Annotated in this window: 15 protein-coding genes; 14 read left to right on the top strand and 1 reads right to left on the bottom strand. The window is 54.3% G+C overall.

The annotated features are described in order from the left end of the window. The first annotated feature begins 37 nt into the window (after nucleotides 1–37). The 9 genes from HYT79_03410 (at nucleotide 38) to HYT79_03370 (ending at nucleotide 7855) form a co-directional block, all read left to right on the top strand. Nucleotides 38–1534 carry an NAD-dependent malic enzyme gene (locus HYT79_03410; protein ID MBI2069626.1) on the top strand — a complete coding sequence of 499 codons (1497 nt, stop codon included), beginning with the start codon at nucleotides 38–40 and terminating at the stop codon, nucleotides 1532–1534. Next, on the top strand, nucleotides 1531–2016 hold the full coding sequence (locus HYT79_03405; GenBank protein ID MBI2069625.1) for a DUF4149 domain-containing protein: 486 nt from the start codon (nucleotides 1531–1533) through the stop codon (nucleotides 2014–2016). Before HYT79_03410 ends, HYT79_03405 begins: the two co-directional genes overlap by 4 nt. 167 nt (nucleotides 2017–2183) lie before the next feature. Further along, nucleotides 2184–2741 carry a CBS domain-containing protein gene (locus HYT79_03400; GenBank protein MBI2069624.1) on the top strand — a complete coding sequence of 186 codons (558 nt, stop codon included), beginning with the start codon at nucleotides 2184–2186 and terminating at the stop codon, nucleotides 2739–2741. Nucleotides 2742–2805: 64 nt separating this feature from the next. Further along, nucleotides 2806–3387 (top strand): cytochrome c, encoded by a 582-nt coding sequence (locus HYT79_03395; protein ID MBI2069623.1) that lies wholly within the window; start codon nucleotides 2806–2808, stop codon nucleotides 3385–3387. A gap of 12 nt (nucleotides 3388–3399) precedes the next feature. Then, complete coding sequence (locus HYT79_03390) at nucleotides 3400–4767, top strand: hypothetical protein (GenBank protein MBI2069622.1); 1368 nt, start codon at nucleotides 3400–3402, stop codon at nucleotides 4765–4767. Nucleotides 4768–4915: 148 nt separating this feature from the next. Continuing rightward, nucleotides 4916–5671: a c-type cytochrome gene (locus HYT79_03385; GenBank protein ID MBI2069621.1), complete on the top strand. Its 756-nt coding sequence runs from the start codon at nucleotides 4916–4918 to the stop codon at nucleotides 5669–5671. Further along, nucleotides 5661–6158: a ubiquinol-cytochrome c reductase iron-sulfur subunit gene (locus HYT79_03380; protein ID MBI2069620.1), complete on the top strand. Its 498-nt coding sequence runs from the start codon at nucleotides 5661–5663 to the stop codon at nucleotides 6156–6158. Before HYT79_03385 ends, HYT79_03380 begins: the two co-directional genes overlap by 11 nt. A gap of 51 nt (nucleotides 6159–6209) precedes the next feature. Beyond that, on the top strand, nucleotides 6210–6896 hold the full coding sequence (locus tag HYT79_03375; protein MBI2069619.1) for a cytochrome b N-terminal domain-containing protein: 687 nt from the start codon (nucleotides 6210–6212) through the stop codon (nucleotides 6894–6896). Beyond that, nucleotides 6896–7855 (top strand): c-type cytochrome, encoded by a 960-nt coding sequence (locus tag HYT79_03370; GenBank protein MBI2069618.1) that lies wholly within the window; start codon nucleotides 6896–6898, stop codon nucleotides 7853–7855. Before HYT79_03375 ends, HYT79_03370 begins: the two co-directional genes overlap by 1 nt. 149 nt (nucleotides 7856–8004) lie before the next feature. Here the strand turns inward: HYT79_03370 and HYT79_03365 are convergent, their stop codons facing one another. Beyond that, nucleotides 8005–9150, bottom strand: a complete 1146-nt coding sequence (locus HYT79_03365) for an ATP-binding protein (protein MBI2069617.1) — start codon at nucleotides 9148–9150, stop codon at nucleotides 8005–8007. Between the two features lie 310 nt (nucleotides 9151–9460). Between HYT79_03365 and HYT79_03360 the strand changes: the two genes are divergently transcribed. The 5 genes from HYT79_03360 to ccsA all read left to right on the top strand — a co-directional run bounded on the left by HYT79_03360 (nucleotide 9461) and on the right by ccsA (nucleotide 14814). Then, nucleotides 9461–9661 carry a hypothetical protein gene (locus tag HYT79_03360; GenBank protein ID MBI2069616.1) on the top strand — a complete coding sequence of 67 codons (201 nt, stop codon included), beginning with the start codon at nucleotides 9461–9463 and terminating at the stop codon, nucleotides 9659–9661. Nucleotides 9662–9688: 27 nt separating this feature from the next. Further along, nucleotides 9689–11110 carry a protoporphyrinogen oxidase gene (hemG, locus tag HYT79_03355; protein MBI2069615.1) on the top strand — a complete coding sequence of 474 codons (1422 nt, stop codon included), beginning with the start codon at nucleotides 9689–9691 and terminating at the stop codon, nucleotides 11108–11110. Between the two features lie 7 nt (nucleotides 11111–11117). Then, on the top strand, nucleotides 11118–11729 hold the full coding sequence (locus HYT79_03350; protein ID MBI2069614.1) for a hypothetical protein: 612 nt from the start codon (nucleotides 11118–11120) through the stop codon (nucleotides 11727–11729). A gap of 104 nt (nucleotides 11730–11833) precedes the next feature. Then, entirely contained in the window at nucleotides 11834–12982 is a 1149-nt protein-coding gene (locus HYT79_03345) for a cytochrome c biogenesis protein ResB (GenBank protein ID MBI2069613.1), read from the top strand. Beyond that, complete coding sequence (ccsA, locus tag HYT79_03340; GenBank protein MBI2069612.1) at nucleotides 12979–14814, top strand: cytochrome c biogenesis protein CcsA; 1836 nt, start codon at nucleotides 12979–12981, stop codon at nucleotides 14812–14814. The genes HYT79_03345 and ccsA overlap by 4 nt, the downstream gene beginning before the upstream one ends. The last annotated feature ends 9 nt before the right edge of the window (nucleotides 14815–14823 follow it).

Raw genomic sequence — 14823 nt, 5'->3', positions numbered from 1 at the left:
TCCTGTTGGCTCTTTTGTTGCATCATATCCATAGATTATGAGTTTAAGCGCCTCTAGAAATTCTTATCTGGCCAGCCCCTCTTACACGTTGACCCTGCGTTTAAAGATCAGGCGACGCCCGGGAACATTGGCGAAGATTATCTCGCTCATCGGCAAGGAACGGGCCTCCGTCGGCGCCATTGACGTTGTCGAGACTTCCCGGGATGAAAAAATTCGTGATATTACGGTTCAGGTATTAAATGAGCGCCACGGCAATGAATTGGTGGCCCGGCTCAACAGAATCCCCGGCATCCGGGTCATCGCTGTTTCCGACAGAACTTTCCTGATGCACTTGGGCGGAAAAATCGAAATGCGTTCCAGGGTTCCCCTAAAAACGCGCGATGATTTGTCCATGGCGTACACCCCCGGAGTGGCGCGGGTTTGCATGGCCATTCATGAAAACCGTTCGCGCGTCTGGGCGCTCTCCATGAAAAAAAATACGGTGGCCATTGTCACGGACGGTTCCGCGGTCCTGGGCTTGGGCAATATCGGCCCCGAAGCCGCTTTGCCCGTCATGGAGGGCAAAGCGATTCTCTTTAAGAATTTCGGGGGAGTGGATGCCTTTCCCATCTGTTTGGCGACGCAGGATACCGATGAGATCGTCCGGATCGTGCAGGCCATGGCGCCGGGTTTCGGCGGGATCAATCTGGAGGATATTTCCGCGCCGCGGTGTTTTGAAATCGAAAACCGGCTGAGAAAAACGCTCGATATTCCGGTTTTTCACGATGATCAGCACGGCACCGCGGTCGTGGTCTTGGCGGCTCTTTTTAACGCTTTGCGGATCGTCAAAAAATCCAAGCGTTCGTTGAAAATCGTCATGACCGGAGTGGGGGCCGCGGGCATGGCCGTAGCGCGGATATTGATTCAAGCGGGAATACGGCGCATCATCGGATTCGACAGGGCCGGGCCGGTTTATTCGGGCCGGATGCAGAATATGAATCCCGCTAAAGAGGAATTGGCCAAAATCACCAACCCGGACCGCTATCAAGGAAGCCTCAAGGGCGCGTTGTCGGGGGCGGATGTTTTTATCGGGCTGTCCGGCCCCGGATTGTTAAAGGTCAAGGATTTGTCGCGCATGGCTAAAAACGCTGTTGTCTTTGCCTTGGCCAACCCGGATCCCGAGGTGCCTCCGCTGGAAGCGTTGCGCTATGCGCGCATCGTGGCCACGGGGCGCTCCGATTATGCCAATCAGATCAACAACGCCCTGGTTTTTCCCGGGGTTTTTCGCGGGGCGCTGGACGTGCGCGCGCGAACCATCAACGAGCCGATGAAGCTCGCGGCCGCGCTGGCCCTGGCTTCGGTCGTGGGCCGGCGCGAACTCAGGGAAGACTACATCATCCCTTCGATTTTCAATCCCGACGTGGGCGCTTGCGTGGCTTCGGCCGTTCGCCAAGCGGCCATAAAAACAAAAGTCGCGCGCAAGAGCGCTCCATTCGCCGGCGGTCATAACCTGCCGGCGCACGAATCCAACGGACACGGGGAAACGTCCGCATGATGTGGCTGGAAGCCGTCATTCACTGGCTGCATTTAATGGCGGCCGTGACGTGGATCGGCGGCATGATTTTTACCGCTTTCGTCGTGCAGCCCGTCTTGAGAGCCGCGTTGGACGACACGACGAGGATAACCCTTTACCGCGATATCGGGCGGCGTTTTAAGACGATTCAAATCGCCGCTCTTTGCGTGCTGTTGGCCACCGGTTCCTATAAACTATTCGGCCTTAGGGAGTCGCCGGATATTTTTTATTCGCCATTCGGCTATGTCTTGGCGACCAAACTCGTTTTGGTTTTGATTGTCGTCATCTTAAGCTATCGGCATTCCTATGTTTGGGGGCCGCAGCTCATCGAAGCGGCTGTTCGGCCCGGACCGGCCATGGGCCAATTGGCGAAAAAGCTTTATTTTTGGGGGCGGATTAATTTGGCGCTGAGTCTGGCCGTTATTTTTTGCGCCGTGCTTTTGCGGTTCAATCCTTTTTATTAAACTCCCCGCCCAGAAAAAATTTAACCAATAAGCGCTTGCCCGGTTGCGCGTTTTCAGGCGTTGGGTTATTCTTGTCCCTTATTTTTAATTGAAGAGTTTGAACGTTGGCCGGTTCGTTGCACAAAGAACCATGAGGACTATTAACGAGCCGCACAAGGAGGTGCCCGATGCCAGCAAAGGTGAACGGCGAAAAAACCGTCATGCCTCTTATTAGAGCCGAACAAATCATGTCCAAGCCCGTCTTTTACTTGCGCACTTCGGATACCGTCCGGCAGGCGGCCAGTTTGCTTTTGGATAAAGGCATCAGCGGCGTTCCTGTCTTGGATCATTTTGAAAAGCCGGTGGGCGTGATCACCAAAACCGATATCGTGCGTTATGAGCGGGAATACGTATCCATGAGCATCGCGGATGAAACCAGGCGGATTATGCGGGCCAGGGGCACGTTGGAAATGGTCGCGGAAAGCAGAGGGTTCCACCGGGAATCGGAAGAAGACTACGTTCTTAAATGGATGACCCCCAAGATTTACAGGGTCGGACGCTCGGCGCCATTGGCCGTCATCACGCGCGAGATGGTCAAGAAAAGAGTGCATCGTTTGTTCGTCACTGATGAGAAGACGGGCAAAATTTTCGGGGTGATTACGACGTTTGATCTTTTAAAATTTTTCTCCCGAGTTCTTTTGACGGACGCGGGCAAGCGGGAAAAGAATTGTTTGCAATTACGCTAAGATTAGATGGCAGCCGGGACGCAAATGTTCCTGTGGCATAAACGAGACAATCGGAGGGATTCGCATGAATGCCGAGCGAAGACGAGCCGCGCGAGCTTCGTTGTGGAGTCGCCTGAATGAATTCAGGCCGTACGTTATCTTGCTTGCCCTCTTGCTGCCGCTTGCCTGCCGCAAACAAACGGAACAATCTCCGAGACCCCGCGCCGGCCGCTTTACGCCGCAGCAGCTTCAAGCCAAATTCGTTTGGGATTTGGGCGCGGGCGCCGTTGACGTCGCCGGCTATCCCGACGCGCAAAGGAAGAATTACGAAGTATTCAAGGCGAAGTGTTCTCTCTGCCATACCCTCGCTCGTCCCATCAACGCTCCGTTCGTCGGCCGCGAGGATTGGAAGCGCTACGTCCACCGGATGCATGCCAAGGGCGAGGCCGCCAATATGGCGCTGAGTGAAAAGGAAGAAAAGGCTATCGTGAATTTTTTGGTTTACGACGCCCAGGAGCGCAAAGTCAAGCGGGCGGCGCAGTTTGAAGAAGACACCACGCTTTTGGAAGAGCTTTTTGATGAAGTGCAGAAAGAACAAGGGAGGCTGGCTCTTGAAGAAGGAAAAAAAGAAATTCGGTCTTTTACCTACACCGGTGATCGGCCGTAAAAAGGAGAAAAAATGATACAACGCATTAAATTGTTCGCGGCGGCCCTATTTTTATTGGCGGCCGCCTGGATCGCGCCGCCGGTGATCCAGAGGCTCAGGCATTTATGTCCGGTTAAGCCGACTGGTGTTCCGGAGGCTCAGGCTACTGCTGCTTGGGCGAGAAAATACGGCGTTAGCTGCAATGTCTGCCATGTGGCTGGATATAAGCTGACCCGGACGGGGCAGCAGTTTTTAAGAAGCGGCCATCAGATGCCTGGGGGCGAGGATAAGGAGGCCAACCTTTCTGATTATCTGGCGCTGACAGCCAAGCTGCGCAGTTGGCAGAAGAATAAAAATACAGAAACATTGGCCACCGGGGCCGAAACAAAGGAGATCAGAAATTCTTTTGAGGCCCACGCCCTGAGCATTTACGCGGGCGGACCGTTGGATAAAGGGTTCTCTTTCTTTTCTGAAATGTACTTAAACGAAAACGAGAAGAAGAATCCTTTGGAAAACGCCGAAAAGACTGAGTCTGATATGGGCGATTGGGCGCGCTCCAAATTGGCCGAGCTCTACCTCCAATACAACACCGGCTTCGGCGAGGATGTGTCTTGGACGGCCAGGATGGGCCGCATTATGCCGTGGCTGATTCATCTTCATGGGGGCGGCGCCCGCTTGGAGTATTCGCGGCCGCTTCCTTTCACCTCAACGGTTAATAGTGAAAACCCATATCGAACATTCTCCAGGCAGTTCGGCGCCAGCACGGGCTTGAGCTACAAGGATGCCTTTTTGGAGCTAGGCGTCGTTAACGGAACAGGCAAATACGAGAACACCGTTGAGATCGGCACCGACACCCATAAAGACGTTTTTGCCACTCTGGACTACGCTTTTGACGGCAATGGCAGCATGGCCGGCGTTTACTACTACCGGGGCCGTTACCCAAGCCATTGGTTCGTTCCGTCAAAATACACCGGGGATGACGCTTTCAACCAGCTTGGCCTGATGGGCAATTACACCATTGATCTTCAAGGGGTTAAGGGAGCCTTGGTGGGGTCTTATCTTACCGGAAAAAATAAGTTCAATACTCCGGGGATCACGGGCTTTGAGCAGAAGTCCAAGGGTTACTATATTGAAGCCCAGTCGCATCTGATGGCCGGAGACTTGGCGCCGTACTTTAGGTGGGACTTTTTTGACGCGGACACGAGTTTCAAGGACAACGAGAAAGAGGGCCCTGTTTTGGGTATCCACTGGAAACCCATGGAACACGGGCGTTTTGTTTTGGAGGGTTCTCAGTATAAGAGCAAGAACGCCTCCAAAAGCTTGACAACGGGCGCTGTAACGGCTGCGACAAAACAGACAACAGAGAGAGAGACAACGCTTGAGATTCAGTTTATGTTCTAAACCGGTATTCATATGACTTATAGGGGCTGGTGTGGTGCGAATGTTCCGGCTTGTGAGGTCGCAAGCAGGCGCTCCTTCAGCCGCACCCCGCAAGCCGGGTCAATGTTTCAGCATTGCAACCCGGGCCAGCCCATTGTTAGGAGGCGCGATGGAACTAAAAGATAGTCTTTGGTTGGAGATCGGTATTGGATTGCTTTTATTGGCAGGCATGGTGGTTCGAGCGGATGATTCCTCAGCGGGAAAGACCATTTACTCCGCTAAATGCGCCTCCTGCCACGGCAAAGACGCCAAAGGCAATGCGGGCATGGCCAAGGTGTTTAAAATCAATCAATCGGCATTGGACCTTACCGATAAAGAGACGCTTGGCAAATCGGAGAAGGAACTCATCAACACCACGACGAACGGCATGAACAAAATGCCCGCGTTTAAAGGCAAGCTCGCCGAAGCGGAAATTGCGGGTGTCGTGGCTTATGTGAAAAACACGGGGGGGTCTTCCAACGCCGAATCGAAAGATGCCCAAAGCGCGTCCGGCGGACAAAAGAAAAAATTGTCGGCCCAGGATGGTTCGTCATCGGCGGGTGCCGGCTTGTTTTCGGCCAAATGCGCCTCCTGCCACGGCAAAGACGCCAAAGGCAATGCGGGCATGGCCAAAATGTTCAAAGTGGATGTCGCGGCGCTGGACTTGCTCGACAAGACGACGTCGGACAAAACCAACGAGGAGTTGACCGCCATCATAACCAACGGCGGGGGAAAAATGCCGGCTTATAAAGGCAAGTTAAAGGACTTGGAGATTGCCGAGGTTCTCGCTTATGTTCGCTCATTAGCGGAAAAACAAGGGGGTCGTCCGGCGTTGAACGGGGACGCCAAGAACGACAAGAATAATAATGGTCAAGATGGAAAATAAATTGTCCGATGGGCAGATATCCAGGCGTTCTTTTTTAGGATGGCTCATCGCGGGTTTGGGCGCGTTGATCGCCGCTGTTCTGGGCGGTTCGGGGCTGGGTTATTTCATTTCGCCCGTGTTTAAGCGCAAAGAGGAAGGCTGGGTGGATGTCGGGCCGGTCAAAGATTTCAAATCGGGTGTTCCTGCGAAGATTGAATTTGCGGCGCGGCGGCGCGATGCGTGGGTGACGACGGAACACCGCGCTTCGGCCTGGATCCTGACGTCCAACAACAGGGATTTCATCGCTTTTGATCCGCGTTGCACGCATTTGGGATGCCCCTACCGCTGGGATGACGCAAAAAAGCAATTTTTGTGCCCGTGTCATACCGCGGCTTTCGCGATCGACGGCCAAGTCGTCAGCGGACCGCCCCCGCGTCCTTTGGATCGGTATACGACGAAGGTTGTGGGGGGCAGGCTTTTCGTGCAACCGCTCCAGGCAAAGGCCTAGGAATATGCCCATGCGCCGATTCCGCGATCGGGGCCTGCCAGGAGGCCGGCGATGACGGCATTGCGCGCCTGGATTAACGAGCGTTTGGGCTGGGATAAAATTTGGCAAGCTATTTTTGAGCGGCGAATCCCCGAGGCCAAGGGACCTGTGGCTTGGCTTTACACGTTGGGGAGCGCCCTTCTTTTTGTCTTTTTAGTCCAGATCATCACCGGCGCCTTGCTCGGCATGAATTACGTTCCTTCTCCCGATCATGCCCATGATTCCATCCGTTATATTGAAAACGAGGTTTTGCTGGGTAAATTCATCAGGGGTTTGCACCATTGGGGCGCCACTTTGATGGTGATTTTGGTTTTTTTGCATATGCTGCGGGTTTATTTTATGGCCGCTTACAAATACCCGCGCGAAGCCACGTGGCTTTTCGGCGTCGGTCGTTTTCTGGTGGTCATGGGCCTGGGATTTACGGGGTATCTCTTGCCCTGGGATCAGAAGGCTTATTGGGCCACGGTGGTCGGCGTCAATATCGCCGGCCAAGCGCCGGTGGTCGGTCCCTATGTGGCCAAGGTGTTGATGGGCGGTGATGCAATGGGCGCCGCCACCCTGACGCGTTTTTATGCGCTGCATGTTCTCGTTCTGCCGCTGACGGCCGCCCTGCTCATCGGCGTTCACCTGTTTCTCGTGATTTGGCATGGGATCTCGGAAGTTCCCCGCAGGGTGGGCAAAGGCGAGAGGGTTCTCTAATGGCCGGCGGCTGGCACGAAGAATATAAAAAGAAATACAAAGAGCTTAAAGAAGCGGGAAAATCTTTTTTTCCGCATACTGTTTTTAAGGACACGCTCGCGGCCCTGTTCATCTTGGCGCTGCTTTCTTTCTTGGCGTGGCATTTCGGCGCGGGCTTGGAGGAGCCGGCCGATCCTACGGATACCACGTACAACCCGCGCCCTGAGTGGTATTTTCTTTTCATGTTTCAAGCGCTCAAATTTTTTCCCGGGCATCTTGAAGCCATCGCCGCCGTCGTTTTTCCGGGCGCGGCGATCACTGTGCTTATTTTGCTGCCTTTTTTGGATCGTGGGCCCCGGCGCCATATTGTTGACCGCAAAGCGCTGACCGGCTTGGGGATAGCGGCCTTGGCTGGGATCGCTTATTTGACCTGGGCCGGTTACAAAAGCCCCTTAACCAACCCCATCGTGGAGAAAGATCCTAATGTGATGGCTGGAATGAGGCTTTACCGGCAGCTCAATTGCGCCTATTGCCATAGGATCGGGGGAAAAGGCGGCGGTATCGGGCCGGAGTTGGACAAAGCGACCGCAGAAGAAACCGAAGAATGGCTCGAAAAACATTTCCGCGATCCGCAGTCGGTCAGCCCCGGTTCCGCAATGCCCAAGCTCAATTTGTTGGATGACGAAATCCACGCGCTGGTGGCCTATATGAAATCGTTCGGAGCCGGTCCGTACACCAAGGAAGCCCCGAAGTTGTTCGTTGAAAATTGCGCGGCCTGCCATCGAATCGAGACGGAAGGCGCGGATACCGGCCCTGATCTTTCTTTGATTGGATCCGCCAGGGACAAAGCCTATATCAAGAAATATATTGAAGATCCCTCCACGCTCAATCCCGACTCCGCCATGCCCGGGTACAAAGGCCAGATGACCGAAACTCAGATCGAAGACCTCGCCCGTTACCTATCGAGCCTGGGCCGTTAAGGCCGGTTTTAGGTCGTATTGTTGCATGCCTATCGGCTTTGCAACGGATTGGTTTGGCATGGCAGCAATTGCGTAAACCAACCCCCTAACCCTCCCTTTTTCCGAGCGTAGCTAAGTTACAATGAAAACATCGCCTCAGCAGCTTTCAACTAAAAGCGGAACAAAATAGTTTCGGGAAGATTTTTTAAGGGTATAAAAATTATGTTCATTCCTCCTAGTTTCTTTTCCAGAGGCGCGTCCAAATCGGGCGCAATCACGATATTTTTACCCGCAGGGTGTAAGGCGCGGAAAGCGCGCAACGCCCCCGGATCGAAAGCGGCGGCATGCCATTTGCATTCAATGGCTATGGCCTCTCCCCGGCCCTGGGCAATGACGAAATCCAACTCTTGTTTTTGTTTATTTCTCCAAAAATGAATCCGGGCAGAAGGAGCGTGGGCCAGCAATGTATCCAGAACTAAATGTTCCCACAAAAGCCCGCAATCTTGCTCGCGCAGTTCATTCCAGCCGTTTGCGTAGCGGACAAAGCCCGTGTCAAAGCCGTAGATTTTAGGCTGCTGTAAAATTTCTTGGCGCCCGCCCCCATGATAAGGCCGCAGGATGCGCAGCACATGGGTCATTTGGAAAACTTCCAGATAATTAAGAATAGTCGGCCGGCTTAAGCCGCAAGCGCGGGCCAGGCTGGTGACTTCGGCCATACCCCCGCTTTGCCTCAGCGCGGCTTCCAGCAGCCTGAGAAAGCCCGCCCTTTTTTCCACATGGAAAAGCTCTTGGACATCGCGCGCGAAATAGGAATCCAGCCATTCCCCATAAAAACCTTCATCGGCACTCCCGGCCAGCAGCGCTTGGGGCAATCCGCCTCGGAATAAGCGCTCGCGCAAATCTTGAACGCCAAAATCCGCAAGCTCCTGGAAGAGGACCGGCATTAGAACCACGGTGCGCTTGCGTCCCGTCAGACTGTCGCGGAACTTTTGCGTCGCCGCTAGGCTTGAGGAACCGGTAGCCAGAATTTTTAGATGGGGAAAGACATCAGCGCCGATTTTAAGCAGCCGGCTGGGATCGGCAAGCTGGTGAATCTCATCCAGAATGAGTATCGGCTCTTTAACAGATCGCAAAAAGGCCTGGGGATCGTCCAGCAAAGCGGCGGTTCGCGGCAAGTCGCAGTTCAGGTATTTAGCCTCGGCGAAGCCGCGGCAGAGCGTGGTTTTTCCAGAGCGCCTTACCCCCGTAAGCCAAGCAATCGGCGCTTGTTTCCAAGTTTGGGTGATTTTATCAATCCAAAAAATACGACTAATCATATCTATAGTTTACACCTATATTTACTAAATGTAAATAGTGATTTATATTATTCTGATAGGAACACAACGGTAGGCATCGTAGCAGCAGGAAAAGCGATCGGCACAAAAATCGCCAGGCTTTTGGGGATCAAACGAACCCCCAGATGCGAGCATTGAATCTCCCTTTGCTTATGTGCGCCAGATCGAAGACCTCGCCCGTTACCTATCGAGCCTGGGCCGTTAAGGCCGGTTTTAGGTCGTATTGTTGCATGCCTATCGGCGTATCGGCTTTGCGACGGATTGGTTTGGTATGGAAGCCAGCGAGGTTGACATGATGGAAAATTTCTGTTTGGATTGCTTTTGGTGCGATCTTGTCGTTGATTTCAGCGGAAAATCTCATTATTGTTGCCGCAAAAACGGCGAGAGATTGATCGGGTCGATTCTCAATAGGCCCGCCTGTCCGGAATTTTTACCGCAGGAAACAATGGCGGAAACGGCGAGCGGCGATTGGGAAGGGCAGGGGAGCGGGTAAACAGCCGGTTGCGCGTTGCCATGATTTATGAAAATCGTCATTATCGGCGGCGGCATCACCGGATTAAGCGCCGCTTACGAGCTGGCCAAAGCCAAGCGTCGGGGACTGCGGTTCGAATATTGCCTGATTGAGAGAGCCGCCAGGACCGGCGGCAAAATCCTCACGGATCGGGACGCTTATTTTCCGATTGAAGCGGGTCCGGATTCATTTTTAACGTCAAAGCCAAACGCGGTGGAGCTTTGCGAGGAGCTTGGACTCTCGAGCCAGCTTCTCGATACCGGCCGGACGTCTCAAAGCGTCGGTATCCTTAACAACGGCCGGCTGAAACCTATTCCGGAAGGCATGAATTTCATGGTTCCCCGGCGCCTTGCCCCTTTTTTAACGACCGGTTTGTTGTCGTGGCCATCAAAATTAAGGGTTTTGATGGACATTGTTTTGCCCAGAGGCCGCCCGGACGACGATGAAAGCGCGGCTCAATTTTTCAACAGGCGCATGGGCTGCGAAATGACGTCCACGTTCATCGATCCTTTTTGTTCCGGCGTTTATGCCGGATCAGCCGGCGAGCTAAGCTTCAAAAGCGCTTTCCCGATTCTTTATCGTTTGCAGGCGAAGCACCGCAGTTTGATTTTAGGTTTGATTAAGGAACAGCGCTCCAACGGCGCCGGGCGGGCTTCGGCGCACACTCCGTTTGTGACGCTTAAAAACGGTTTGGATGCCCTGCCCGCGGCCGTCGCGTCCCGACTGGAAAGTCAATCAGTTATTTTGGGGACTCAGGTCAAGGCCGTCCGGCGCGAGGGAGGGGGATACGGCGTTGTTTTGGAGGATGGGCGCGTCATTTTCGCGGATGTCGTTTTGGCCGCAACCCCGGCTTTTGAATCGGCGCGCATGATCGAAGAGCTTGATCGCGATCTGGCGGCCGAGCTTTCGGGAATTCCTTATGTTTCTTCGGCCACCGTTACGATGATTTTTAAGAACGACGATTTTCCGCGTCCCGCGCGCGGATTCGGTTTTCTCGTGACGCGGCACGAGGGCAAGGCCATCCTGGGCGCCACGTATTGTTCCAATAAATTCCCGGGGCGCGCGCATCCGGATTACGCGGCGATCCGGTGTTTTGTCGGCGGCGAGGTTGCCAAAGAACTGCTGCGTCTCGATGACCAAGCCGTCGCGGAGCGGGTGTTGAGCGATTTACGGCCGCTTTTTGAAGCTTGCGGCCGGCCTCTGATGACGAAAATTTATCGCTGGATGTCCGGCAACCCCGTTTATGCCGTGGGCCACGAGGCCAGGCTTGAAAGAATCGAGACCCGGCTCCGGCGTCAACCGGGACTTTTTGTGGCCGGCGCCGCTTATCGCGGGATCGGCCTTCCGGATTGCATCGCTCAAGGCCGCCAAGCCGCGTCAAAAATCCTAAAAATTATCGAGGAAAAGAGGCTGTCGTCGGGACCGCGTTAATGATTAAATGGTCATCAAGAACATGCCGATCATGCGTTTGAAGCGTTTTATTATCGCGGGATTTTTCTGCTTGGGCGGATGTTCAAACGAAGAGATCAGGATTGATCGCGTCCCCAAGGAAACCATGCCGGCAGTTGAATCGTCCTTTAACCCCGCTGATGCTCAATTGACGCCAAGAGAACAAGGCCCGCCGGAGCCCGCCGCATTGCACTGGGACCTTCCTCCCGGATGGCGGGAAAAACCGGCTTCAGGCATGCGCGTAGCGTCATTCGACGCCGTGTCGGACGCGGGCGCCGTGGACGTCAGCGTGATTTTTTTGCCGGGGGACGCCGGCGGAGAGATGGCCAATGTCAATCGTTGGCGCTCTCAAGTGGGTCTTGAGGCCTGGGATGAGAAGGCCTATTCGGCTCAATCCCGCCGCATCAAAACGCCTGCGGGCACGGTGGTTTTTGTCGACTTTACGGGTACGACCGACGGGGTGAGTACAAGGCTGTTGGCGGGGATACTGACCCATAACGGGCATTCCTGGTTTTTTAAGGCCATGGGCCCGGAACAGGCGGCGGCCGGCATCCGCCCCGCTTTTTTGAAATTTTTGGAGAGCATTCATGAAGCGCATTAGTGTAGTGCGTCCAGCACTTCTTTATTTTTGGCGTCATTCCCGCGAAGGCGGGAATCCAGGCCTGGACCCCAGCTTTCGCCGGGGTGACGAATGCAAAGGGATTTATGACGCATTACACTAAGAGTCTTTTGGGCAAGGCCGCGGCTTTGCAAATCACTGTCTCCTGCCTTGCCCTGCTGATGATTCTGGTGGCGATGTGCACGCTGGCCCAGGTCAAGTTAGGAACATGGGGAGCGGTGGACGTTTACATGAGAAGTTTTTTTCTTTACGCTGAGGCGGGTCCTTTGCCCAAAATTCCCGTGTTCCCGGGCGGCGCTTTAGTCGGGCTCGTGTTGGTCGTCAATTTGATGGCGGCCCAATGGCTGCGTTTTAAAAGAACCTGGCGGCAAGCCGGGTTATGGCTGGCTCATATCGGGCTTGTGCTTTTATTCGCGGGCGAGTATATCACGGGCATGTACGCCCAAGAAACTCAAATGGCTTTGCGCGAAGGGGAAACTCGTCAATTTACGGAGAACCCCCGGGATTTGGAGTTGGCGCTCATCGACGTTTCCCATGATCAATATGACGAGGTCTTCAGCATCGTGGATTCGATGCTGGCTAAGCGTCGCATCATTAATCACTCCCGCCTGCCTTTTCAAATTTTCGTCAAGCAATATTACCGCAACTCGATGATCGCTCCGGCCGTTGATAACGGCGGATCATCGTTGGCCACTCATGGAGTCGGGCAACGCTTAAACGTTACGGAGGCCCCGCCGGTTCTCGGGGATGACAAAATCAATCAAACGGCCGCTTTTATCGAAGTGATGGCCGGGGACCGCAGTTTGGGCACATGGCTTGTTTCCAACGGCATTGAGTCGGCTCAGGAATTTGAGCATGACGGCCGCCGCTGGCGGCTGGCCATGCGGCACCAGCGGCAATACCTCCCGTTTTCTTTGACCTTGAAGGATTTTCGCCATGATCGTTACCCGGGCACGGACATCCCGAAAAATTTTTCAAGTTTGGTTCATTTGAATCATCCGGATCAAGGGCAGAGCCGGGATATCCTCATTTACATGAACAATCCCCTGCGTTACGCGGGCAAGGCTTTTTATCAGGCCAGCTTCGGGGAGAACGACACGCTGAGCGTTTTGCAGGTGGTGGATAATCCGGGCTGGGTTCTTCCTTATGTTTCCTGCGTCCTGATCACCCTGGGGCTGATTGTTCATTTTGTTTTGAAAATGCGCGAGTCGCGCAAAAGGACGGCCTATTTATGAGGTTGCGGCGATCGCTGATCGGGTTTGTCGCGGCGGGTTTATTGATGAGCGGGGCTTTCGAAGGCGCGGCGGCCGGCGTTACCGCGGATTTGGAGGGCTTCGGCCGTTTGCCCGTGCTTCAGGGCGGACGAATAAAACCCATGGACACGCTGGCGAGAACCTCTCTATTGATGATCTCGGGCCGTCAAAGCTTCCGGGTCAACGGCGCAGGCGTTGCCGCCGCTGAATGGCTGCTCGACGTGATGGCCAAACCCGACAAAGCGGACGGATACCGGGTGTTCGCGATCGATGACCCCGATGTTTTAGGCCTGATGAACATACGCCAGGCGAAAACGAAACGCTTTTCTTATCAGGAGATCGAGTCCTTTCTGCCTGAAATCGCGGCGCAGGCCCAGCGCGCGCAATCCGTCGACGCTCAAGCGCGCGACCGGTTCCAGAGCGCCATCGTCAATTTGCATGACCGTTTGCTGCTTTACCAACGTTTAAAAAATACGCTTCAACCGGAAGATGCCGATGATTTTTCGCGGGAGATCGAAACATACCGCAGAATTTTGCCTCAAGGCTTGGCGGCGCTGGGCGCTCATCAGAAAAAAGGCAAGGGATTTGATTTGGAAGCGCTTCAGCGTTTGGGTTCGTTCGTGAGCCGGTATGAGTTTCTTTCTCAATTCGCGTATTTTCTTTTTTTGCCCCCGGTCAAGGGCTCTTTGGAAGAGGGCTGGGCCGACGGCGGAAGCGAATTGCTGAAGGCCTTGGGTCCCTCCCACGCCGAACACCCGTTGTTGAGGGCCTACGCGCGTCTCGCTCATGCTTGGAAACGGCTGGATTCGACCGCTTTCAACGCCGCGGTCGCCGAAGCCGGCGCGTGGTGGTTGAAACGGGATGCGGCCGTCGATGGGCGTGTCCGTTGGGAATTTCTCTTCAACCGTGCGCAGCCCTTTTACATCGGCATGGCGTTTTACGTAGCCGCCTTTTTGACGGTTCTTGTTTCCTTCATGAAGTGGCCGGTTGTTTTACGCCGAACCGCGTTTCATATTTTAGCCGTCGCTTTTGTCGTCCATACCGCGGGCCTCTTGACGCGCATGTGGTTTCAAGGGCGGCCTCCGGTGACGAACCTTTATTCGTCGGCCATTTTTGTGGGTTGGGGCGCCGTCATGATCGGGATGATCGTGGAGAGGCTTTATAAAAACGGATTCGGATCGCTCGTTGCTTCCTTGGCGGGTTTCTGCACCCTGCTGGTGGCGCATCATCTGATGGATTCCGGCGACACCTTGGAGATGATGCGGGCGGTTCTTGATTCCAATTTTTGGCTGGCTACGCATGTCGTCGTCATTACCATCGGTTATTCCGCGATGTTTTTGGCGGGGATGCTGGGCATCGTTTATCTCCTAAAAAGATTGATTATTCCTGCGGCCAAAACGGAGCAGCTCAGGCCGTTGGTTTCAATGACTTATGGGATTATCTGCTTTGCGCTTTTGTTTAGTTTCACCGGAACGGTTTTGGGGGGAATTTGGGCGGACCAGTCGTGGGGACGGTTTTGGGGGTGGGACCCGAAGGAAAACGGCGCTTTGTTGATCGTTCTTTGGAACGCCGTTATTTTACACAGCCGGTGGGGAGGGTTCATCCGCGAGCGGGGCCTGATGGTGATGGCGGTTTTCGGCAACATCATCACCAGCCTTTCCTGGTTCGGCGTCAATATGCTGGCCATCGGCCTGCATTCTTATGGTTTCATGGGCAAGGCTTTCTACGCTTTATCGGCATTTATTGTCAGCCAGTTTCTTTTGATGGCGCTCGGCTGGTTTCCTGCCGGACGTTTTTATCGTTTAAGAGATTAAGGGTCTGAC

It is taken from the genome of Elusimicrobiota bacterium, from assembly GCA_016180815.1.
In the GTDB taxonomy this organism is placed as follows: Bacteria; Elusimicrobiota; Elusimicrobia; order JACQPE01; family JACQPE01; genus JACPAN01.
This window is presented reverse-complemented; position numbering and strand designations above follow the sequence as displayed.